This is a genomic window from Streptomyces sp. NPDC006655 (assembly GCF_040703965.1).
Lineage (GTDB): Bacteria > Actinomycetota > Actinomycetes > Streptomycetales > Streptomycetaceae > Streptomyces.
On sequence record NZ_JBEYJU010000054.1, the window covers coordinates 1 to 22,144 of the forward strand.

Consider the following 22,144-nt stretch of genomic DNA (forward strand, 5'->3'; position numbering starts at 1 on the left):
AAGGTACGACAAGTTGGCGGTCCGCTACGAGGCGACCGTGCTGGTCGCAGCCATCAACGAATGGCTATGACCAGCACATTTGAAACGCACCCTAGGGGACCGGTGCGGCGCCGCTGACGGGGGCGGCGCGGACGCGGACGAGCAAGCTCCCCGCACCGGCCCGGACCACGTCACCACCACCCGGCCGGTCTCCGTTTCCGGCACCGGCACGTGAGACGTGGTTCGCTCTGGGTGCCCAGCTCACGTTAGGTTTCTCAGCATGACCGACACGAACGTTCGCACCACCGGAGCCGTCGCCGCCGGCCTCGCCACCATCGCTGCCGACGGCACCGTTCTCGACACCTGGTTCCCCGCCCCCGAGCTGGTCGCCGAGCCCGGCCCGGCCGGCACCGAGACGCTCTCCGCCGAGCGGGCCGTGGAACTCCTCGGCGCGGGCGCGGCCAAAGCGATCGGCCCGGACGCCCGCCGCAACGTCGAGGTCGTCGCGGTCCGCACGGTCATCGCGTCGATCGACGAGAAGCCGGTCGACGCGCACGACGTCTACCTGCGCCTGCACCTGCTCTCGCACCGCCTGGTCAAGCCGCACGGCCTGAGCCTGGAGGGCCAGTTCGGCTTCCTCGCGAACGTCGCGTGGACCTCCCTCGGTCCGGTCGCCGTCGACGAGATCGAGCAGGTCCGGCTGAACGCCCGCGCCGAGGGTCTGCACCTCCAGGTGACCTCGGTCGACAAGTTCCCGCGGATGACCGACTACGTCGTCCCGAAGGGCGTCCGGATCGCCGACGCCGACCGGGTCCGCCTCGGTGCGCACCTCTCCGAGGGGACCACCGTCATGCACGAGGGCTTCGTCAACTTCAACGCCGGCACGCTCGGGACGTCCATGGTCGAGGGCCGTATCTCGGCCGGCGTCGTCGTCGGCGACGGTTCGGACATCGGCGGCGGCGCCTCCACCATGGGCACCCTGTCCGGCGGCGGCAACGTGATCATCTCCATCGGTGAGCGCTGCCTGATCGGCGCCGAGGCGGGCGTCGGCATCGCGCTCGGCGACGAGTGCGTGGTCGAGGCCGGCCTGTACGTCACCGCGGGCACCCGCGTCACCATGCCCGACGGCCAGATCGTCAAGGCGCGTGAACTCAACGGCGCCTCCAACATCCTCTTCCGCCGCAACTCGGTCTCCGGCGCCGTCGAGGCCCGCCCGAACAACGCGGTCTGGGGCGGCCTGAACGAGATCCTGCACAGCCACAACTGACGAACGGCGGCCGTGACCTGCGGCCGCCTAACGGATCTTCGCTCTGACCTGCTGCCGAGCTGTCGGCAGTTGTCGACGTCGGTCACCACTGAGCGCCCTTCCACGGCCCGAGGACGGCCCGGGGGAGGGCGCTCACGTGCTTCCTCTGGCAGGGGGCAGCAGCGAACCCGTCGGCTGCGGCAGGGCTGGGGGCCATGGACTGTCGATCGATGGGGATCTCGTAGACGATCTCGCAGTGTGCGGCGGCCACGATGATGTCCGCGGTCTCCACGGGGCGTCCCTGGTCGCTGTAGCAGGTCCGCCGGATGTGGGTGACGAGCGCGGCTTCCTGGATGCCGAGGAGCGAGGCTTCCTCGGCGGTGGCCTGCCGGGGCTCGGGTTGCTCCACGGCGTGGCTGACGGTGATCCCGATGGCGGCCATGCGGTTCACGACTCCGGTCCCGGCGTGCGGGCCTCCCTCGGGGAGGACGACGAGGGTGCCGTTGGGGGGTCGTAGGGCTCCCAGCTGGTGGAGAGCTGCACGGGCCTGCCGTCGGCCAGGAACTCGTACGAGGTCCGCACGCACAGGTCGCCTTCGGCGATGCCCAGCCGCGCGGCGATGTCGGCGGGTGCGGGGACCTTGGCGTCGGTCCGGCTCTCCCAGTCGCCCTGCTTGCCGAGAGCCTTCATGTCCGTGCGGAACGGCGACCCCTGAGGCTGCTCACGCGCCGAGGACCGAACGACCCGCACGCGCTCCCGGGGCTCGGCGACGTACGTACCCGATCCGGCTCGCCCTTCCAGCACGCCCTGTGAGATGAGCAGTTCCTGCGCCCGGCGGACGACGTTCTCGCCCAAGCCGCACTCCTGGCCGATCTGCGCGCGGGGGGGGAAGGCGGTCCCCCGGCTCCCACACGTGCTCCGCGATCCGCCCCGCCGGAGTTCGTCGGCGATGCGGAGGTAAGGCGGCTGCTCAGGCATATGGCCTCAAGAGGCCGGGGGCGTCCCACCCCGTACGCCTTATGATCCGTAGCTCTAGCCGGATCGGTCAGTGAGGCCCATACCGGCCGTGCCGAGGCCATGGACGAACATTGGTGGACGGGGCCGGTTGCTGGGGTTGCGGTACTGCGCTGCTGTACGTCGAACGGGCCGGAAGCCTCTCCCGCCGGGTCCCTCATTGACCGCGAGCAACCGCGCCTTCCGGCAGGTCTGTGATACGTCGGGCGGTTACCAGGTAGCCCGCGAAACGAACGTCCGGCCGGGCCTGTGCCCACCCATCCGCCTCATTGACCGGAACCAGCACAGTCGTGCCCGGAACGGGGTGGTTCACCTTGTCCGTGGCGCCCGGGGGTACCTCGTAACGGCAGTGGACCTCAGCGATCGACAGCACCTCCACCGAGGTGGGTACATGCCCCTCCTCCTGGCCGTGATGCTCCTCGCGCAAGTCGATCTCATTCGCATGTTCGCTACCGACAACGTCGGCGTAGTCTTCCGAATCGACCTCCAGCAACGTCCAGGAGACAACGTCCCCAGGCGCGAAGTTCGTTCCGCAGCACTGGATCTGCCAGTCATCGACCCAAATCGTCAACGTCACGACGTCATTGTCCACCGAGCGCCCTGAGCTCGTCAGGGGGCTCGTGAATGATCTACGACACCCGCTTCAGAAGTTCTGTCTCGCCCCGGCGTGGTCGCAGTCCACCGCGCGAACGGGTGCCGGGAGTGTCTCCCGGTTGCCACTGCTGTTCGTGGCCGTTGATGTCAACGTTGGATGTCAGCGGAGGCAATCCCTTGGGGAGGGTCTTCGGGTGCCAAGACGGGCTTTATGGTGTACGCCGACGGCGACGTGCCAGGACTGCTACACGAAGTGGGCACGGCACACCTCGAATGGACGGCCGGCATGATGCGGTGGCACTTCGTCTCAGGGGCTGCACATTGGCCATGCGACTACGAACCCGACTCACCTTGCACGGATTATACGCCGAGTGCTACACGGGACACGTTGCGCTCGCTACGCTAGCGTTCCTAGCGCGTCATGGCGGAGAGCGGGGGACGCGATGCCCAAGATCATGAAGTGGCGTCGGAGCCGTCAGGAGCCCTCAACGTCGAGGTTCACGGCGACTGGCGACCGTTCGGTCGCGGCCAACCAAATTCAGTACGCCGTAACCGGCGACAACTTGACGATCAACCACTTGCCCAACCATGAGGCCGAACGTGCGGTGCTGTCCAGTCTGGCCAGCGAACGTCAAAGGTTACGCATGGACATGTATCGGCAGGCACTCAGCCACGCTGAGACGACCTTCCGGCTGAGTGTGTTTTTCATGGCTGGTGGCGCCGCCGTCATCCTCACCGGAGCCGTCCTCGCCCTGCTGCACGCCGGCCAGGGAGGAGCGGATTACACGCCCTTGATCACAAGCCTGACAGGCGGGCTTATCACAGGTGGTGGTGGAGCCTTGGCCATCCATGCCAACAGGGCACGCAAACACCTGACGGAGCAGGGTGACCGCCTCGATACGCAGATCGAAAGGGATCACAAGGTGGAAAAGCTGCGCGGCTGGATCGATCGAGTCGTGAACGCTGACACCAGGGACCATCTCAACGCGGCGGCGGCTATGAGCGACATGGGACTAGAACCCAACCCCGACGCGGTAGCCGAGCGCGTGCTACCGACGTCTCGTGAGCCTATCGGCCAGATTGACCCGGAAAGCCCTTCAGGAGAGTGAGTCGGTCATCGACCGCATAAACTGCACTAACTCCTCCGGGGGCACCTTGTTGGTCCATCAGCTTGGGAAGCTGCGGGCATTGTGGGCCGGCTCTTCCGCTGACCTGGGCGAACGGCCAAGGGGCGGCCTCCGCGAGCCCGGCCCCTTTCACCGTGGGTCGCCGGCGTCGGTGCCAGCGGTCCGACAAGACCGCGGTTGCAATGGAAGCAGCAGCAAGCGCGGCACACGTCCGCCAACTGTTGAAGTCGTTGGTGGCCAAGCCGATGAAGCGGAGCGCAACTGTCGTCAGGATCCACTGGACAACAGACCAGGCTGCCGCTTTGATCCATTTGCATCTGCCGCTCATGAGCCAAAGGCATCTGGCCTCTGACCGACGGTCAGGGTGCGTCTGGACGGCCTTCTGACCGTAGCTCCAGCGGGGGATCGGTCAGCGGGGGTCCTGCCGGCCGCTGGGCGGGCCCGGAGGGGCGCTACCGTGCGGGGGCGGCTACCAGGTCGCGGTACCGCACGATCCACACGGGGTCACCATGGAACGGCATGTGCTGGAATCGCTGTTGATCGGTGATGACGAGGCGTCCGTGACAGCTCTGGCCGCCCTTCGCAGCGGCGCCCCCTACTCGGTGGCGGAGCGTGTGCAACCCAAGGGCGCACACGCTGGAGTCTTCGGTCGCCGACTTCAGCGCATGCGGATGCACGGATTCGAACCCCTTGGCCTGGAGCGAGCAGTGCAGCTCATCAGGGAATACGACCGGCCTGTGCGCTCAGCGCTGATCGATCCTGGCAATCGGACACGGTTCACCCTGCTCTTCCTCGCCGAGGACGGCAGCGCACTGGTGGCCTGCGCTAGCTGGCCGCTGCCGCTGATTGCCAGGAAGCCACCGCTTTAGAGTTCGAACTACCCCCCCGGGGCCGTTGACGGCTGGTCCGACGGTTGCCCGGGGGTGCCGCCGTAGGCCGCCGTCCGGCCTCGTTGATGTCTGGGTTGGATGTCAGCGAAACAGCTCCGGAACTGGGCAGACTTCCAACGGATCGTCCGGCCGGTCCGCCCACTGCCACCACGTGTGCCGGTCCGGGCACCGCCTCACCGCCCGGCACGTCCGTCGGCCGTCGTCCTCTCGCTCGGAGAGCACCAGGCCACCAGACCCCATAGGCCGGTGGCACTCTGGACAGGCCGGGGTGTCGTTGGTCGTGGGGTGCACCCCAACTGAGTGACCTCTTCGTCCCGAAGCGCCTTGGACGGGGGTTCTGCCTCGAGCTGGTGTGGCTCTCGGCTGCGCTGATGGTCCGCAGACGTTCGTGTGCGTCCGCCGCTGTTCGTCGACGTCATCACGCAGTTGGGGACACTCATGTCTGCTGGGCAGCTTGCTTCGCCGCCGCGTTCCGGGCGTGAGCCTCGCGTCGCAGTCGGCGTTCGTAGTCCGCGATCTGGCGGGCTATGGGGACACCGGTGGCAGTTCGGATCAGCCGTTCGTTTTCACGATCCACCAGGAAAGGACCGTTGCCTCCCAACCGAGGGCGCTGCCCGCTCTGACCGTCCCGGACTGCCCCCCAGTAGAAGATCCACCCGAACGGCAAGGCCTCCACGCGCAGGATCTGAAGGTCGTACGCGCTGTGGCTCCGCATGTCGTCGATCTCGGCAAGAACCAGTCGGTGCGCGTCCTCCTCGGTCAGCATCATCCGATGATGGCATGGCGCCTTCACGTGCTGGCTCGCGTACACCCGCTTCAGAACTCCTGACGGAATGAGTACGCAGCGGGTGCTCGCGCAAACAGTCAGAACTGGCCCGGCAAGCTCGACCAACTGCGCGCGGACTGCGAACCGACCACGGCATGACCCGTACCACCGAGGGCGAACAGGCCCCCGATGACGTCCTGGTGGCCCTGGCCGACCCGATCCGCCGAGAGGTCCTGGCCGTCCTTGCCCGTAAGGCGGCGCGACCTCGACATCCCTGGCGGCACGCCTCCCCATCACCCGCCAGGCGGTGGCCAAACACCTGGCCGTCCTGGACCGCGCCGGACTGGTACGCGCCCACCGGGCCGGACGTGAGGTCCGCTACGAGGCCGACCTGCAACCACTGAGGCGGACAACGCGATGGATGGACGCCCTCACCGCCCAGTGGGAGCACCGCCTGAACGCGATCAAGGATCTGGCGGAGGGGGCCACCGGACCCTGAACCCCTGCGGCGCCGTCTCGAAGGCCCATGGCGGTGCGGAGTCTTCTCCAGCAGATCAGTGCGCATCCCAGGGTGGGGAAGGCTTCGTGGATGTCGTCGCGTATCTCGATCGGACACGCGAGGGGCACGGTCCGGGTCCGGGCTCCCCGCCTGCTGTCGTGTGGTCTACGGCTCGCCCCACTCGGGGACGCACATCATGCTGTGCGCCGGCACAACGGGTTCCCCCGGCTGCGGATCGATTCCACGGATTCGTACGGCCACGATATCGGTGGGGATGGGGGATGATCGGGCCGGGAGCGGCATCAAACGCCATCTGAAGGCCTCTGGGACGTCTTTGGCGGGCAGTTCCAGCATGGCGAGGCTGACCCACCGGTCGTAGATCGTGGGGTATATGCGGATCAAGGCGCCGCATTCGGGGCAAACCGGCGGCTCGATCCAGGTCACGTCATCAGGGTCGGGCTCGGGCCGGGGTGGGGCCGTGGCTCCGTCGGCCTCGGCCATCTCGTTGGCGAGCGTGTCCCAGCATCTCTGGCAGTAGCTCGCCATGAGGCTGATGCGCCCGCGCTCGCGTACGGAGTCGCCGACCCCGCCGCAGCGAAGACATACGGACTGGTCACCATCCCGCGTCGCCCCCATGGGTTCGAGTGTGAGCGGATCTGACCGGGTCCTAGTAGGTCGCGATTTAGACTCATTTGGCGATCACGTGCCGAGGGGCTCGGTGGAACCTCGGTGGCCGTACCGAGTCCACCGGCCTGCCCTCTCGGTGCGAACTACGGGCATGGTCGTCGCTGAGGTCTACCGGGCACGTCAGGCGGGGGCTCGGCGCCGGTGATGGTCGGGGCCGGCGGAAGTGGCGGGCTTCGCGGTGCCCGTGAACCGGCATCGATCAAACGTGCGGCCCGCTTGCGGCAGTGTCTTCCGTGGACCCTCCGCGGCCTCGCATGGTTGCCCGAATTCGGTCGATGATGAGTCCCACGGTTGCAGCCAGGAAACCGATCGCCGCTACGCCGAAACCCATCCGCAGTAGTGGCGGTCGTCCGTTGCTCAGAGCGCGGAAGCCGGCCCAGGCCGCTGCGGCCATGAGTCCGAGGCCCTGCATCCACCATCGCTCATCTCTGGCCCTTGTCATGTACTTAATCAACGCCATACGTGATGATCTCACTCACACCCACCCACCACTCACCCCAACTCCCATCCCGTCTGCCGTCGGCCCACACACCGTGGAGCGGGCGCGGTTCATGGCGTCCAGGGGGAGCGCGGCACCCCTTGACCTGCATCGCAATCAGCGCAGCCACAACTGGCGAACGGCGGCCGCGGTGCGCGGCTGCCGGTGTGCGGTCGGCCGTCGCTGAACGCCCTTCCACGGCCCGGGAACGGCCCGCGGGAGGGTGTTCGCGGTTCACTCTGTATGGGGGGCCGGACAGGCAGGGGCTTAGACGTCGTCGATGGACGCTGACCGGCCCCGCACCTCTGCTCAGTCGAGGATCGCGGTGGCTTCGATCTCGACCAGGTGGTCGGGGACGTCCAGTGCCGCGACGCCGATCAGGGTGGCCGGTGGGACCGGGGTGACGCCAAGCTTCGCGGTTGCCCGGGAGATGCCCTCCAGGAGCGGGGGGCATCTTGTCGGGGGTCCAGTCGACGACGTAGAAGGTCATTTTCGCGACGTCGTCGAAAGAGCCGCCGACCTCGGGCACATCGAGACCGCCCGCCGCCGCTTCGACGTCTGACCCCGGCCACGCGCCCCGCGAAGCCGCCCAGGGACACCGCTTCACGGCGCCGATGGCACTCAGCCCGCTCGGCGCGCTCAGCCCGCTCAGCCGGCGTCCGGCAGGGACGTCCTGAACTGCGCGAGCGCGGTGAAGTCCGCCTCGCGCAGGCCGACCCGCGGGTTCACGTGATGCAGCAGCGCGGGGCCGGGATGGCGGGCGCGGACGTACAGCGTGTCCGCCGGGCTCTGTTCGTCGTCCACCCATGCGAACGCCCGCCCGGCGGCGTACTCCACGATCGCCTCCGTCTTCCAGTGCACCCCGTCCGGCCGCTCCGCGAACAGGCCCCGGCCGAAGTCGACGTACGGCAGCTCGGGCAGGCCCACCACCGGGGCGATCCAGCGGTTGGCCGCGGCCATCCAGGTGGTCGCCCAGCACAGCTCGTAGTCGAGGGCCAGCAGTGCCGGGCCGTGGTCCGGGTTGAGCCACACCCGCAGGGGGTGCCCGGGTCGGGCGGCCGCGCGGATCGTCCTATAGCCCTCAGGACGTCGCTCGGGCTGCGCGGCGTACGGGTTGAGCGGGCCGTCGACGTCCAGGAAGAGCAGGGGGCGGCTCATGGGGACAACGTACGGCAGCGGGTGGACGGGCACGTGGAGGTTTTCCGTACCGGACAGGCATAGTGGCGCCGCCCCGCGCGCGTCAGCACGGGTACGGGGCCCGGACACGAGGTGGGCCCGGGGGAAGAGAAGGTGACGATGGATGCGGAACTGCGGGAGAGCTTTCGGGAGTTCGTGGACACCCGGTCCACGGCGCTGCTGAGAACCGCCGTGCTGCTGACCGGCGGTGACCGGCATGCCGCCGAGGACCTGTTGCAGATCGCCCTGATGAAGGCGGCGGACCGCTGGCAGCGCATCGACGAGCCCGAGGCATATGTACGGCAGGTCCTCTACCGGCAGCAGATCAGCCGCTGGCGGTTGAAGTGGCGACGGCGTGAACTCAGCGTCGCCGAGCCGCCGGAGAGCCCACCGGGACCCGACAGCGCGTCCGCCGCCGAGCTGCGGCTCGTGCTCCGCTCGGCCCTCTCCCGGCTCACCGCCCGCCAGCGCACAGTACTGGTCCTGCGCTACTTCGAGGACCTGCCCGAGGCCGACGTGGCCCGGCTGCTCGGCTGTTCCGTCGGCACCGTACGTTCCACCACCCACCGCTCCCTCGCCCGGCTGCGCGCCCTCGCGCCCGAACTGGCCGCCCTCGATCCGGACCCCGGACCCGAACAGCCGCCGTCCCGTGACTACTCGCCCGTGGAGGTGCGGCCGTGAACGTCGAGGAACTCGTCCGGGAGGCCCTGCGTGAACAGGCCGCCGAACAGCCCCCCGCGGCGCCGGGATTCGCCGACCGGGTCCTCGGTGCCCGCCGGCACCGCCGGACCCGTCGCGTCGCCGCCGTCGCCGTGGCCGCCGTGGCCGTGGTCGCCGTCGCGGTGGGCGTGCCGCTGCTCGACGGCGGCAAGGCGGACGTACGGCCCGCCGGGGTCCTCGACCCCGACGAGACCCGCGCCCACCCCGACCAGTCGCCGCCCCGCGAGCTGATCCGGGCCGGCGACGCCACCATGGCCGCCTACTACACCGTCGACACGGTCAAGGAGACGGCCCACCGTTCCCGCACCACGCGCACCTACTGGCTGCTGGACGAGCGCACCGGCCGCTACCGGAAGGACGCCCGCTGGTCGTACGTGGCCGTCGCCCCGGGCCTGAAGACCGCCGCCGTACTGGAGCGGCAGCTGCCCGCGTCGCGGATCGGCCTGCTCGACCTCGGCACCGGCGAGGTGACCCGCTGGATCCCGGTCGAGCACGGCGTCGGCGGGATCGCCTTCTCCCACGACGGCCGCAGGCTCGTCGCGACGACCTACGCCACCGACCCCGACGTCCTGACCCAGACGCAGGACGACAAGGACATCAAGGTCTTCTCCATGCCCGCCACCATGCCGCGCACCGGCTTCTACGTTCTCGACGTGGCCTCCGGGAGGGGGCCCTGGAGTGCGGTGCGCGACCCGCACGACAGCATGGGGCTGTCCACCATCAACTCCCGCCAGGACTTCGCCCTCAGCCGCTCCGGACTGTACGTCTGGTCCGGCCTGACCTCCGATCCCGGGATGCAGTTCTACGATCTCAAGGGCGACGAGGTCCCCGCGCCGGTCCGGGAGCGGAACCTGAAGTGGTACGTCGAGGCGGGACTGTCGCCCGACGGCAGGCGGGTCGCCGGCGACTTCGCGGGCAGGACCATGAAGACCTCCTCCTGGGTCCTCGACCTGGACACCGGCAAACAGGTCGAGGTGCCCGGGCAGGAGCTGCTCGCCTGGGCCGACGACACGTCGCTGATCGCCTGGGACGTGGGCAAGGACGGGGGTGGCGAGTACCACAACCGACTGGTCCTCGTCACCGTCGGCAGCGACAAGGTCGTCCCGCTGAGCGGCTTCCGTACGGGACACGACAGTTCCGCCGGCCGCTGGGAACCGGTCTTCGCCGAGCGCTGATCAGCCGCCCGCCGACACCAGTTCCGCGTACACCGCCCGCAGCCCGTCGGCCGCCTCCCGGCCGGCGGGCCTGAGCGGTGCCCGTACCGGTCCGGCCGGCAGACCCAGCGCGGTGAGCAGGGCCTTCGCCGTGACCGTGCCCGGAAGCGCCCCCGCCGTCATCGCCTCGATCAGCGGGACCGCCCGCAGCTGGAGTGCGGTCGCCCGGGCGGTGTCGCCCGCGTCGAAGGCCTCCAGGATCGCGGCGACCCGCCCAGGCACCACGTTCGCGACCGTGCTCACGCAGCCCGCCGCGCCCACCGCGTACAGGGCGAGGATGTGCTCGTCGCAGCCCGCGTAGTACGCCAACCCGGTGCGTGCCAGCACCTTCTGGGTGCCGAGGAAGTCGTACGAGCAGTCCTTCACGGCGACGATCCGGGGGTGCCCGGCGAGCCGGACCAGAGTCTCCGGTTCGATGCGGGTGCCGGTGCGGCCCGGGATGTCGTACAGCATCACCGGCAGCCCGCTCGCCTCCGCCACCTCCAGGAAGTGCGCCTCCAACGCGTCCTGCGGGGGCCGGCTGTAGTACGGCGACACCACCAGGACACCGTCGGCGCCCGCCTTCTCGGCGGCCAGCGCCAGTTCCACGGTGTGCCGGGTGTCCGCCGTGCCCACGCCCGCCACGAGCGGCACCCGCTCACCCACCGCCTCCCGCACGGCCTCGACCAGCTGCGCCTTCTCCGTGTCGGTGGTGGTCGGTGACTCACCGGTGGTGCCGTTCAGCACCAGGCCGTCACAGCCCTCCGCCACCAGGTGCGCGGCCAGCTGCCCGGCGCCGTCGAGGTCGATCGCCCCCGCCGTGGTGAACGGCGTGATCATCGCGCACAGAGTCCGTCCGAAGGGGCGCGGGGCGGGGGCAGGGGCGAGGGCGGGGGAGGCGGAGGGGGAGAGGGCGGGCCTGGTGCCCTGTGGGGTCGTCATAGGGGTAGTGTCGGCACGAACATCGGCTTAGCTCTACTTAATTCTTCTACGGTTCATGTCTTAGCAGTGCTACGAAGTCCCGGTCCGGCGGTGGCGCGAGCAGGGCTGAGCGCTGCTGATCCGGGTATCCGGAGTCTCAGTAGAGAGGAAGTCGACGACACTCAGGAGGGGCACCGATGACGAAGAGGACCGCACGCGGAACGGGGGCTCGACTGACCGGCACCGCGGGCGCGTTGGCGGCGAAGGCCGATCTCAAGGGGCGCACCCAGGCGCGTGCCGCCGATCTGATGGACAAGGCCGGCGCCCTGAGCGTGCAGTTGCGCTCGGGTGCGACCAAGGCCGGTCACCAGGCCCAGAGCCGGGCCGTCCGGGGCGGGCACGCGGCGCAGGAGCAGATGCTGAAGGCGCGGCACACCGTCCAGGAGCGGGCGCTCAGGACCGGACACGTCGTCCAGGAGCAGGCCGGGCGGGCGGGGCACCTGGCCTCCGAGAAGGCCGCCGAGGCCGGTTGTGCCGCCCAGGGGCCTCTCGCGCGGCCCGTGCGCATGGCGGTACGCGCCGCGCTGCGCCGCCCCCGTCAGATCCTGATCGCGGGCGCCGCCCTCGCCGCCGCGGGTGTGGCCGTGGGTGTGGTGCGCCGCGGTTCGCGCCGCTGAACTCCACCGGGAGGGCCGACCCCGTCGCGGTTCCGGTCCCACCGTCAGCTCCGGGCCCCGCCGTCCTGCCGAAAACTTGAGCCATCTGGACAAGAAAAGTTTTCGGTGGGAGGGTGGGGCCATGCTGGATGTGACCGTGATCGAGGACCCCGAGGCGGCGGTCGTGTCGCTGGACCCCGTCCGGGCCCGGCTGCTCGCCGAACTGGCCGCCGCGCCCGCGTCGGCCACGATGCTGGCCGGCAGGGTGGGGCTGCCGCGGCAGAAGGTGAACTACCACCTCAAGGCGCTGGAGCGGCACGGCCTGGTCGAGCTGGCGGGAGAGCGGCGCAAGGGAAACGTCACCGAGCGGCTGATGCGGGCGACCGCCGCGTCGTACGTCATCTCACCGGCCGCGCTGCCCGCCGTGCAGCCGGACCCGGACCGCTTCCGTGACCAGCTCTCCGCGCGCTGGCTGCTCGCGCTCGGCGCGCGTCTCGTGCGGGACGTCGGCACGCTGCTCACCGGCGCCGCGAAGGCCCGCAAGCGGCTGGCGACCTATGCGCTGGACGGCGAGGTCCGCTTCGCCTCCGCCGCCGACCGGGCGGCCTTCGTGCAGGAGCTGACGGCGGGCGTGAGCGCGCTCATCCGCAAGTACGACGCGCCCGGCGCGGAGGGCGGCCGGGACCACCGCATCGTCGTCGCCGTCCATCCCGCACTCATGGAACCAGCCGCCCCCGGGCACCAGGACCCCTCCGCCCCCGTCCCCGGGCACCAGGAACCCTCCGCCCCCGCCCCCGGGCACCAGGACCCCTCCGCCCCCGTCCCCGGGCACCAGGACCCCGCCCTCCCCGCCCCCGCGGACGGCGGACCGGCCGTGTCCGTGACCGGCCGGCCACCCGCCGCGCCCGGCTCGACCGCCCCCGATCCGGACCAGTAGGCAGCAGGAGTCCCGTCATGGCCAAGGAATTCGAGATCGTCCGTGAGTTCGAGGTCGACGCCACGCCCGCGGAGGTGTGGGAGGCGATCACCCACGGCACCGGTGGCTACCTGTGGCCGATGGAGCCGCCCGAGCCCAGGGTCGGCGGCGCGGCGGCCTTCGGCTCGACCGTCACCGCCTACGACCCGCCGCACCACCTGGTCACCCGCAGTGAGGACGTCGGCTTCCCGACGCAGAGCGCCAACCAGCTGGAGCACCTCATCGAGCCGCGCGACGAAGGCCGCCGCGCCTGGGTGCGCTACGTGCACAGCGGGATCTTCACCGACGACTGGGACAACCAGTACGACGGCGCGAGCCGGCACACCGGCTTCTACCTGCACACCCTGCGCGAGTACCTCACCCACTTCGCGCCCCGCCCGGTCACCTTCGCCCAGGTGAACGGGCCGGAGGCGTCCCGGGCGCCGGACGCGTTCGACGCGGTGGCGCGGGCCCTCGGCCTGCCGGACGACGTGGCCGAGGGTGCCAAGGCGGCCGTACGCGGGCCCGGCGGGCGGACCCTGGACGCGGTGGTCGACTACCGCGACCGGTACTTCGTCGGGCTGCGCACCGACGACGCCCTCGTCCGGTTCTTCGGGCGCAACCACTGGGGCGCCCCGGTCGGCATCAGCGTCCACGACTTCGCGCCGGACGCCCACGCCGCTGCGAACGAGGCGGCCTGGCAGGACTGGCTGAACGGCGTGTTCGGCCGGTCCTGAACCGGACCCGCCGCTCACGGGCGGAAGCGGAGCACGCACGCTGCCGTACCGGAAGTCGCCGTCGCGGCGGATCTTGCTGATCATGATCTGGTCCGGGGACATACGGACGTGCCGGGACGCGCGACGTCGGTGTGGCGTGCGTAGATAAAGGGTGGACAGTTGTCCCCCCGCTTTCTACGCGCGTCAATCTCCTGCGCGGTAGCGGGAGTTGTCAAGGTTTCGGCCATGTGCGGGGCCGGACGGGGAGATGAACCGGTCGGCATGGGTGGAAATCCGTCTAGGCTGAGCGGTTGAGCCGTACGGCGTCCAGGTGGCCGTACGGATGTCGATACGGCGTCCAGGTCGCCGTACGGCCGCCCAGGCATCCGAGGAGAACCAGCCGATGTCAGACAGCTCGCCCCTGCCGCCGGTGCGGTTGCTCCCCGAAGCGGAGCTGGCGCGCGCCGCACTGTCCACGCCGCTGCTCTCCCGGGCCGCCCGGCTCGCCCGCTGGGCCGGCCCGGACACCCGCGTCGACGCAGGTGGCGAACTGGTCGAGGAACAGCTGCCGGCCGCCGCCGAACTGCTCGGCCTCGTCGGGGACGATGCCGCGGCGTACGCCGGTGAGGCCTGGCGGGTCGCCGTGGACGCCGGGCTGGTCGAGATCGTCGACGAGGAGGCCGGCGCCGTGGCGGCGGGGGAGGAGCTGGGGCAGCTCACCGGGGGCTCGCCGCACGACGTCCTCGCGGTGTGGCAGGCGGCGCTCGACACCGTGATCGCCGACGCGAGCGTGCCCGACCTGGACGGAATTGTCGACGCGCTCGACGAGGGCGGCGAGGTCGATTTCTCGTCACTCGGGTGGGACCCCCAGGCGGAGGCTGACTTCCTCGACGGCGTCCTCGGCAACCTCTATCTGCTGACGGCGAGCGAGGACGGACCCGGTGCGGCGCCGGTGCCGCTGCCCGCGCTCGCCGCGTCGATGATCGTGCCCAGCGACATGGGCGAGCCGACCAACGACGTCCTCGAACAGGTCTCCGACGCGATGATGCGGCTCGACGACCAGTTCCGGCTGCTGGAGCCGGTCGGGCTGGTCGAGTACCAGCCGGTGGACGAGGCGCTGATGGCCGACACCGACGAGGAACCGGCGGCGGGACCGGTCGACGAGGCCGACGTCTCCCGCTACGGCATGGTGCGGCTCACCCCGCTCGGCGCCTACGGGCTGCGGGCGCGGCTGTTGGAGGCGGGCTTCGAGGCGCCGGCGGTCGGCGAACTCGCCGACAAGGGCGCGGACGCGCTGCTCGACGGTACGGCCGCCTTCCCGCAGGGAGCCGCGCGGGCCGAGACCGAGCAGTGGCTGGCCCGCCGTGAGTCCCTGGCCGCCGCACGGGAGTTGCTGTCCGCCGCGCGCGGCGCGGACCCGGGCGCCCCGCTGCGGCGGCTGCGCTGCCAGCAGGCGCTGTCACTGCTCGGACCGGAGGCCGAGCCCGCCCTCCGCGAGGTCCTGGACGACGCCGAACTGGGTGGTCTGGCGCGGGTCTGGCTCGCCGAACGCGGCGCGGCCGACGTGCCGCAGCCCTCCCAGGACCTGATCTTCTGGCTGACCATCGACACGGTGGCCGCGCAGCTCGCGGCCGAGGGGAACTCGGACGAACTCCAGGCCCTCGTCGAGGGGTTGGCCCGGCAGCATGCCGGGTTCTTCGCCGAGGCGTGGCGGGTGGGGCACCCGGACACGGCCGAGGTGCTGGAGGCGATGGGCCGGCTGCACCCGGACAAGAAGGTGGCGAAGGAGGCCAGGAAGGCGGCCTTCAAGGCGCGTTCCCAGCACGGGGTGTAGGGAGCGGGAGGGGGTTTCCGCGGCGCGACTTTTGGCTCCCGTGGGCCGGTGCTTACGGATTCATGGAAAAACCGGAGCCGAAGTCGCCCGCTGTTCAACCGGCGTTCAGGAGCGGCCGGGAGCGTGTGCGCCGTCTTGAGGTCCGCCACCCTCCACGGCACTTTGACCGTCACAGGAGACACCATGTCGCTCACCCGCAGGGACTTCGCCAGGAAATCCGCGATCACCGGTGCAGGTGTCGCGCTGGCGGGCACCGTCGGCGCCCTCGCCACCGCCCCGAACGCGCTCGCCGCTGCCGACTCCGCCGAGGGCGAGTCGGCGCACGGACACCGCGGCGTCGGCTACGGCCCGCTGGTCGCCGACCCGCACGGCATCCTCGCGCTCCCCGCCGGCTTCAGGTACGAGATCATCACGTACAGCGGCCGGACCAGGCTGGAGTCCGGCGAGTTCACCCCCTCAAACCATGACGGGACCGCCGCCTTCGACGGCCCGCGCGGCGGCACCCTGCTCGTCAACAACCACGAGCTGAAGGGCCCGCGGCCCGACTGGGACCACCCGGTCCCGCTCACCGAGGGCCTGGTCTACGACCCGGCCGCCTCCGGCGGCTGCACGGTCGTCGAGGTCCGGCCCGGCGGCCACGTCGCCGAGTGGGTCGGCATCGCCGGTACCTCCACCAACTGCGCGGGCGGCAGCACCCCGTGGGGCACCTGGCTGACCTGCGAGGAGACCGAGGACAAGGCCGGTGCCAACGGTATGACCAAGGACCACGGCTACGTCTTCGAGGTGGACCCCGAGGACCGCCGGGCCAACCGCGACCCGAAGCCCGTCAAGGCGCTGGGCCGGTACGCCCACGAGGCCGTCGTCGTGGACCCCGGGCGCGGCCACCTCTACCTCACCGAGGACGCCTCGGGACCCAACGGCCTGCTCTACCGCTGGACCCCGCCGCAGGGCTTCCACCACGGCCGCGGCAGGCTGCGCACCCTCGCCGACGACGCGGGCGCCCTCCAGGCGTTCAAGTGCTTCGACTCCGGCGGTGTGTTCGTCGACGACCTGTCCCGCGCCACGAAGGTCGGCACGGTCTACGGCGTCGACTGGGTCGACGTCCCCGACCGCGACGCGAAGTCGGTCTCCGTGCGCAAGCAGTTCGGCACCGGTCAGATCACCCGCGCCCGCAAGCTGGAGGGCATGTGGTGGGGCGACGGCGGCGCCTACATCGTCTCCTCCTACGCCCGTGCGGAGAGCCCGGTCCAGCACGACGGCGCCGTCTGGTTCTACGACCCGAAGCGCCGCACCCTCACCCTCAAGGTCCTCATCGGTGTCAACCCGGACCCGTCCGCGGAAGGCGCCTTCGACGGCCCGGACAACATCACCGTCTCCCCGTACGGCGGTCTCGTCATCGCCGAGGACGGCGAGGGCCTCCAGCACCTTTTCGGCGCCACCGAGAGCGGCCGCACCTACCCGATCGCCCGCAACGAACTGAACATCGGCACCGCGGACGACCCGGAGTACAGCGAGTTCACCGGCGTCACCTTCTCACCCGACGGCCGGACCCTGTACGCCAACATCCAGACGCCGGGCATCATGCTCGCGATCACGGGACCCTGGAAGCGCTGGCAGCGGTAGAGCGCGGGTTCCCGCGCACGGGAGGCGGCCTTGTCCGGCGCTGGACTGACATCTAACATGTCAGTTCATGGAGGCTCTGCGACCCGTCGCCCGTACCCTGCTCCGCGACCGTGCCCACGCCGCGATCAGGGACGCCATCGTCACCGGGGACATCGAACCCGGTGCGGTGGTGCGCGACGCCGAGCTCGCGGAGCGGCTCGGACTGTCCCGGGCGCCGGTGCGGGAGGCGTTCTCCCGGCTCGTCGACGAGGGGCTCCTGGAGAGCAAACCGCAGAGCTACACGCGGGTCACCCCGGTCGTGGCCGCCGAGGTGCGGGACGCGGCGGCCGTGGTCGGCGCCCTGCACGAACTGGTCACCCGGGCCGCGGTACCCCGGCTGCGGGACGCCGATCTGGACGAGATGCGCGTGTCCAACGCCCGGTTCGCCGCCGCCGTGCGGGCAGGTGACGTGGACGAGGCGCTGCGCGCCGACGACGACCTGCACGACGTGCTGGTCCGGGTGGCCGGAAACCGCGCGGCCGCCGCCACCGTCGCCCGCTACACCCCGCTCATCCGCCGCCTGGAACGCCGTCGCTTCGGCGAGGGCGGCTCCTGCCGCTCCGCCGGCCTGCACGAGCGCCTGATCGAGGCCTGCGCGGCGGGGGACGCGGAGGCGGCGGCGCGGGTCACGGCGGACATCTGGCACACCCTCGGGGACCTGGCAGACGACGCCACCCACTGACCGCTCCGCCAGGAGGCGCCCCATGTCCCTTTCCTCGTACGACCGTTACCCGCTCCTCTTCGGCCCCTCGCCGGTGCACCCCCTGGAGCGGCTCAGCGCCCACCTCGGCGGCGCCGCGCTGTGGGCCAAGCGGGAGGACTGCAACTCCGGGATCGCCTACGGCGGGAACAAGACCCGCAAGCTGGAGTACCTGGTCGCGGACGCGCTGGCCAAGGGCTGCGACACGCTCGTCTCCATCGGCGGGGTGCAGTCCAACCACACCCGCCAGGTGGCCGCCGTCGCCGCCCGCGCCGGGCTCGCGTGCGTGCTGGTGCAGGAGAGCTGGGTGGAGTGGCCGGACTCCGTCTACGACAAGGTCGGCAACATCCTGATCAGCAGGCTGGCCGGAGCCGACGTACGCCTCGTGCGGGCCGGGTTCGGGATCGGCTTCAAGGAGAGCTGGGAGCTGGCGCTGCGCGAGGTCGAGGAGTCGGGCGGCAAGCCGTACGCCATTCCGGCCGGCGCCTCCGACCACCCGCTCGGCGGGCTCGGCTTCGCGGGCTGGGCGTACGAGGTGGCCGAGCAGGAGCGGCAGTCGGGTGTCTTCTTCGACACGGTGATCGTGTGCTCGGTGACCGGTTCGACGCAGGCCGGCATGGTCGCCGGGTTCGCGGCGCTGGAGGAGGCGGGCGGCCGCCGGCGCCGGGTCATCGGCATCGACGCCTCGGCCAGACCCGTCGAGACCCGCGAACAGGTCGCCCGCATCGCCCACCGCACCGGCCGCCTCATAGGTCTGCGGCGTGACCTGACCGTCGACGACGTCGAACTCGACGAGCGCTACCACGCGGGCGTCTACGGAGTCCCGGACGACACCACCCTGGCCGCGATGCGCCTCGCGGCCCGCACCGAGGGCATGGTCACGGACCCGGTGTACGAGGGGAAGTCCATGGCGGGGATGATCGACCTGGTCGAACGGGGCGAGATCGACCGCGGCTCCACCGTGCTGTACGCACATCTGGGCGGCCAGCCGGCGCTGAACGCGTACAGCGCGCTCTTCTAGCCGGGACCTCCGCTCCGGCGGGCACGCCCGACCCTCTGTGCCCGGCAGCCGGGCACAGAGGGTCGGGCGTGCGGGAACCTACTTGGCGAGGAAGGACAGCAGGGCGGCGTTCACTTCCTCGGCGTGCGTCCACAGCAGGCCGTGCGGGGCGCCCTCGACCTCCACGTACTCGGCCGACGGCAGCAGCGCGTGGAACGGACGTCCGGTCGCGTCGATGGGCAGGATGCGGTCACCGGTGCCGTGCAGGATCAGCGTGGGGACGTCGACCTTCGCCACGTCGGCGCGGAAGTCGGTGATCCAGGTCGGCACGCAGGCCACGGACGCGTGGGCGGAGGCACCGGCCGCCACGTTCCAGCTGTTGCGGACGGCCTCCTCGCTGATCCGGCTGCCCAGCGTCTCGTCCAGGTTGTAGAAGTCCTGGTAGAAGGCGGTGAAGTAGGCGTACCGGTCCTTGCTGACCGCGTCCAGGATGCCGTCGAAGACCGCCTGGTCGACGCCGGTCGGGTTGTCGTCGGTCTTGAGCAGGAAGGGCTCCAGGGAGGCCAGGAAGACCGCTTTGGCGACCCGGCCCGAGCCGTACGTGCCCAGGTAGCGGCCCACCTCGCCGGTTCCCATCGAGAAGCCGACCAGGACCGCGTCCGTCAGGTCGAGCGCGGTGAGCACCTTGTCGAGGTCGCCGGCGAAGGTGTCGTAGTCGTAGCCCGTGGTGGGCTGGGAGGAGCGGCCGAATCCGCGGCGGTCGTAGGTGACGACGCGGTGCCCGGCCTCCAGCAGGACCGGCACCTGCTTCTCCCAGGAGTGGCCGTCGAGCGGGTACCCGTGGATCAGCACGACGGGCTGGCCGGTGCCGTGGTCCTCGTAGTAGAGCTCGATCGGCGCGCTGTTCTCCTCGCCAACGGTGATGTACGGCATGACGGTTCGTCCTCCTCGGTTCGGAGAGTCCAGCACACCACCGTCGCCGGACTCCCGCCAGGCAGAAGTGCAGGCGGAAGTAGAGAGCGCTTGTTCTAATTGTCGTGATGACCAGACGTTCCTCCTCCGACCTGCCCCACGGCGGCACCGCCTTCGGTGTGACGCTGCGTTCCCTGCGCCGGACGGCCCGGCTGACCCTGGAGGAGCTGTCACAGGCGTCCGGCGTCAGCGTCCGCGCCCTCGGCGACATGGAACGCGGCCGCAGCCGCGGACCGCAGCGCCGTACCGTCGACGCACTCGCCACCGCCCTGGACCTCGACCACGAGCAGCGACAGCGGCTCCAGCGGCTGGCCGACGCCGGCCGGGAACGCGGCGGTCCGGCCGCGCCGCCGTACCTCCTGCGCACGGTCCCGGACTTCACCGGACGCAGGCGGGAGCTGGCCGATCTGGAGGCGCTCGCCGAGGGGGCCGGCACCCGCGCCGTGGTCCTCTTCGGGCCCGGCGGGCAGGGCAAGACGACCCTGGCCGCGCAGGCCGCGCGGCAGCTGACGGGAGAACACTTCCCGGACGGCTGCGTCAGCGTGCAACTGCACGGCATGAGCGACACGCCCGTGCCCCCGGCCGAGGCACTGGTCCTGCTGCTGACGGCACTCGGGCACCCGCCCGACCGGATCCCGGTGGACCCGGTGGCGCGCGAGGCCGTCTACCGGGCCACGCTCAGCGACCGGCGGGTGCTGGTCGTCCTCGACGACGCGGCCGACGAGGCGCAGGCCAGGCCACTGCTGCCGGACGCGGAGGGCAGCTTCGTGCTCGTCACCAGCCGGCGGCCGCTGACCGGCCTCGAGGGCGTCCGGCGGATCAGGCTCGGCGCGCTCAGCGGCGGGGAGTCGGTGACGCTGCTGGAACGGATCCTCGGGACCCCGCGCACCGACGGACAGGCGGACGGCATCAGCCGGCTGGCGGAGCTGTGCGGGCATCTCCCGCTGGCCCTGCGGATCGTCGGCAACCGCCTGTCCAGCCGCCCCGCCTGGACCCCGGCCCGGCTGGCGGACCAACTCGCCGACGAGGAAGGGCGGCTGGGCACCCTGGTCGCGGGCGACCTGGCGGTACGCGGCGCGCTCGCCCTCTCCTACCGCCAGCTCACCGCTCCCCGCAGGCTGCTGCTCCGCCGCCTCGGCCTGCTCCCCGGCCATGAGACCGGCCCCCACCTCGCCGCCGTGCTCACCGGCGGCGACGACCCGGTCGCCGTCCGGGACGCCCTCGACCTGCTGGTCGAGCGGGGCCTGCTGGAGGAGCCCACGCCGGGCCGCTACGCCTTCCACGATCTCGTACGGCTCTTCGCGCGCGAGCGACTGCGGGCCGAGGAACCCGCGCCGCCCGTCGAGGCCGCCGCGCTGCGCATGGCGGACTGGCTGCTGCGGTCGGCCTCGGCGGCCGGCCGCTGGTTCGAGGCACCCGGTGCGGACGAGCCGTGGCCGGGCGCACCCCCGGCCTTCGCCCCGGCGTCCGCGGCGGCGGCGGAGGAGTGGCTCAGCACCGAGCGCGCCCACTGGGCGGGCGCGTTGCGGCTCATGTTCGAGGCGGAGCGGCACCAGGAGATCGTCCACACGGCGCGCACGCTGTACTGGTTCTCCGACCGCTGGGGCACCTGGCCCGAGTGGCGCACCCTGTTCACCTACGGCGTCCGCTCCGCCGCGGCGCTCGGCGACCCGGCGGCCCAGGCCCACCAGCTCAACTGCCTCGCCTGGACGTACTCGGTGGGCGGCGCCCGGTACGAACAGGCCGAAGAGCACGCCCGGCAGGCGCTGGACCTGGCCACCGAGGCCGGTGACAGGGGCCAGCAGGGCTGGGCATGGACCTACATCGCCGGGGCCTGCATGCGGTTGGACCGGCCCGCGGAGGCGGCCCGGGCCGCCGAGGAGGCCGTACGGCTCTTCGAGGCGACCGGTGACCGGGCCGGGCAGACGGTCTCCCGCCGGGTGCTGGGCAGCGCCCTGCGGGAATCCGGCCGCGCGGAGGAGGCGTTGGCCGTGCACCGGGACCTGCTCGGAGCGGACGCGGGGGACGTGCCCGGTTTCCAGGAGTTCGCCCAGGCGATCCTGCGCCATCAGATAGCTGGTGACCTGCTGGCCCTCGGGCGCTGGTCGGACGCGGTGGCCGCCTACCGGGCGGTCGTCACCCCGGCCACCCATGGCGGCACCGACCGCTTCAAGGCCCAGGCGCTCAGCGGACTCGCCACCGCCCTGGAGCACTGCGGGGACACGGCCGAGGCCCGGGCCCGGCTCGCCGAGGCGCACCGGCTGTTCACCGCTGCCGGGGACGCGGCCGCCGCCGAACGGACGGCGGCCGCGCTCGACCGGCTCGCGACCTGACGCGGTCGGCGACGACGAGGAGGGCC

General features: G+C 71.2%; 20 protein-coding genes and 2 pseudogenes. 14 read left to right on the forward strand and 8 right to left on the reverse strand.

Annotation, left to right across the window (positions count from 1 at the left end; all coding sequences use genetic code 11):
- Positions 1–259: 259 nt before the first annotated feature.
- Positions 260–1,246: a 2,3,4,5-tetrahydropyridine-2,6-dicarboxylate N-succinyltransferase gene (dapD, locus tag AB0958_RS27540; protein ID WP_366893156.1), complete on the forward strand. Its 987-nt coding sequence runs from the start codon at positions 260–262 to the stop codon at positions 1,244–1,246.
- A gap of 202 nt (positions 1,247–1,448) precedes the next feature.
- Here the strand turns inward: dapD and AB0958_RS27545 are convergent.
- A pseudogene (locus AB0958_RS27545) lies at positions 1,449–2,203 on the reverse strand (GntR family transcriptional regulator); the annotation flags it as partial.
- 193 nt (positions 2,204–2,396) lie between these two features.
- Positions 2,397–2,816: a DUF6578 domain-containing protein gene (locus tag AB0958_RS27550; RefSeq protein WP_366893157.1), complete on the reverse strand. Its 420-nt coding sequence runs from the start codon at positions 2,814–2,816 to the stop codon at positions 2,397–2,399.
- Positions 2,817–3,276: 460 nt separating this feature from the next.
- Here AB0958_RS27550 and AB0958_RS27555 point away from each other — a divergent pair, with 460 nt between their 5' ends.
- Together AB0958_RS27555 and AB0958_RS27560 are read left to right on the forward strand one after the other, a co-directional pair.
- Complete coding sequence (locus AB0958_RS27555) at positions 3,277–3,942, forward strand: hypothetical protein (RefSeq protein WP_366893158.1); 666 nt, start codon at positions 3,277–3,279, stop codon at positions 3,940–3,942.
- Between the two features lie 527 nt (positions 3,943–4,469).
- Positions 4,470–4,829 carry a hypothetical protein gene (locus AB0958_RS27560; RefSeq protein WP_366893159.1) on the forward strand — a complete coding sequence of 120 codons (360 nt, stop codon included), beginning with the start codon at positions 4,470–4,472 and terminating at the stop codon, positions 4,827–4,829.
- A gap of 457 nt (positions 4,830–5,286) precedes the next feature.
- On the opposite strand, the gene AB0958_RS27565 is transcribed toward AB0958_RS27560, so the two are convergent.
- Complete coding sequence (locus tag AB0958_RS27565; RefSeq protein WP_366893160.1) at positions 5,287–5,619, reverse strand: hypothetical protein; 333 nt, start codon at positions 5,617–5,619, stop codon at positions 5,287–5,289.
- Between the two features lie 304 nt (positions 5,620–5,923).
- Between AB0958_RS27565 and AB0958_RS27570 the strand changes: the two genes are divergently transcribed.
- Positions 5,924–6,115 carry a hypothetical protein gene (locus AB0958_RS27570; protein WP_366893161.1) on the forward strand — a complete coding sequence of 64 codons (192 nt, stop codon included), beginning with the start codon at positions 5,924–5,926 and terminating at the stop codon, positions 6,113–6,115.
- 165 nt (positions 6,116–6,280) lie between these two features.
- Here the strand turns inward: AB0958_RS27570 and AB0958_RS27575 are convergent, their stop codons facing one another.
- The 3 genes and pseudogenes from AB0958_RS27575 to AB0958_RS27585 all read right to left on the reverse strand — a co-directional run bounded on the left by AB0958_RS27575 (position 6,281) and on the right by AB0958_RS27585 (position 8,438).
- Complete coding sequence (locus AB0958_RS27575; protein ID WP_366893163.1) at positions 6,281–6,559, reverse strand: DUF6083 domain-containing protein; 279 nt, start codon at positions 6,557–6,559, stop codon at positions 6,281–6,283.
- 1,030 nt (positions 6,560–7,589) lie between these two features.
- A pseudogene (locus tag AB0958_RS27580) lies at positions 7,590–7,797 on the reverse strand (RidA family protein); the annotation flags it as partial.
- Positions 7,798–7,928: 131 nt separating this feature from the next.
- Positions 7,929–8,438 carry a hypothetical protein gene (locus AB0958_RS27585; protein WP_366893164.1) on the reverse strand — a complete coding sequence of 170 codons (510 nt, stop codon included), beginning with the start codon at positions 8,436–8,438 and terminating at the stop codon, positions 7,929–7,931.
- A 138-nt stretch (positions 8,439–8,576) separates the two neighbouring features.
- On the opposite strand from AB0958_RS27585, the gene AB0958_RS27590 reads away from it, so the two are divergent.
- Complete coding sequence (locus AB0958_RS27590) at positions 8,577–9,137, forward strand: SigE family RNA polymerase sigma factor (RefSeq protein WP_366893211.1); 561 nt, start codon at positions 8,577–8,579, stop codon at positions 9,135–9,137.
- Positions 9,134–10,351 (forward strand): WD40 repeat domain-containing protein, encoded by a 1,218-nt coding sequence (locus AB0958_RS27595; protein WP_366893166.1) that lies wholly within the window; start codon positions 9,134–9,136, stop codon positions 10,349–10,351. Before AB0958_RS27590 ends, AB0958_RS27595 begins: the two co-directional genes overlap by 4 nt.
- Here AB0958_RS27595 and dapA read toward each other — a convergent pair whose 3' ends face one another.
- On the reverse strand, positions 10,352–11,311 hold the full coding sequence (gene dapA, locus AB0958_RS27600; protein WP_366893167.1) for a 4-hydroxy-tetrahydrodipicolinate synthase: 960 nt from the start codon (positions 11,309–11,311) through the stop codon (positions 10,352–10,354). It abuts the gene before it with no gap.
- A 176-nt stretch (positions 11,312–11,487) separates the two neighbouring features.
- On the opposite strand from dapA, the gene AB0958_RS27605 reads away from it, so the two are divergent.
- The 7 genes from AB0958_RS27605 to AB0958_RS27635 all read left to right on the forward strand — a co-directional run bounded on the left by AB0958_RS27605 (position 11,488) and on the right by AB0958_RS27635 (position 18,834).
- Positions 11,488–11,967, forward strand: coding sequence for a hypothetical protein (locus AB0958_RS27605; protein ID WP_366893168.1), 480 nt, complete (start codon positions 11,488–11,490; stop codon positions 11,965–11,967).
- Between the two features lie 121 nt (positions 11,968–12,088).
- Complete coding sequence (locus AB0958_RS27610; protein WP_366893169.1) at positions 12,089–12,883, forward strand: helix-turn-helix domain-containing protein; 795 nt, start codon at positions 12,089–12,091, stop codon at positions 12,881–12,883.
- Positions 12,884–12,900: 17 nt separating this feature from the next.
- Positions 12,901–13,638 carry an SRPBCC domain-containing protein gene (locus tag AB0958_RS27615; RefSeq protein ID WP_366893170.1) on the forward strand — a complete coding sequence of 246 codons (738 nt, stop codon included), beginning with the start codon at positions 12,901–12,903 and terminating at the stop codon, positions 13,636–13,638.
- A gap of 382 nt (positions 13,639–14,020) precedes the next feature.
- A complete protein-coding gene (locus AB0958_RS27620) occupies positions 14,021–15,451 on the forward strand; it encodes a hypothetical protein (protein WP_366893171.1) in 1,431 nt (476 codons plus the stop codon).
- Between the two features lie 183 nt (positions 15,452–15,634).
- Positions 15,635–17,074, forward strand: a complete 1,440-nt coding sequence (locus AB0958_RS27625; protein WP_366893172.1) for an alkaline phosphatase PhoX — start codon at positions 15,635–15,637, stop codon at positions 17,072–17,074.
- Positions 17,075–17,141: 67 nt separating this feature from the next.
- Positions 17,142–17,795 carry a GntR family transcriptional regulator gene (locus tag AB0958_RS27630; protein ID WP_366893173.1) on the forward strand — a complete coding sequence of 218 codons (654 nt, stop codon included), beginning with the start codon at positions 17,142–17,144 and terminating at the stop codon, positions 17,793–17,795.
- Positions 17,796–17,817: 22 nt separating this feature from the next.
- The gene (locus AB0958_RS27635; protein WP_366893174.1) at positions 17,818–18,834 is read left to right on the forward strand and encodes a 1-aminocyclopropane-1-carboxylate deaminase; all 1,017 of its coding nucleotides are present in this window, start codon (positions 17,818–17,820) and stop codon (positions 18,832–18,834) included.
- 78 nt (positions 18,835–18,912) lie between these two features.
- Here the strand turns inward: AB0958_RS27635 and AB0958_RS27640 are convergent, their stop codons facing one another.
- Positions 18,913–19,746 carry an alpha/beta hydrolase gene (locus AB0958_RS27640; protein ID WP_366893175.1) on the reverse strand — a complete coding sequence of 278 codons (834 nt, stop codon included), beginning with the start codon at positions 19,744–19,746 and terminating at the stop codon, positions 18,913–18,915.
- 107 nt (positions 19,747–19,853) lie between these two features.
- Here AB0958_RS27640 and AB0958_RS27645 point away from each other — a divergent pair, with 107 nt between their 5' ends.
- Positions 19,854–22,118: a helix-turn-helix domain-containing protein gene (locus tag AB0958_RS27645; protein ID WP_366893176.1), complete on the forward strand. Its 2,265-nt coding sequence runs from the start codon at positions 19,854–19,856 to the stop codon at positions 22,116–22,118.
- Positions 22,119–22,144 lie beyond the last annotated feature (26 nt).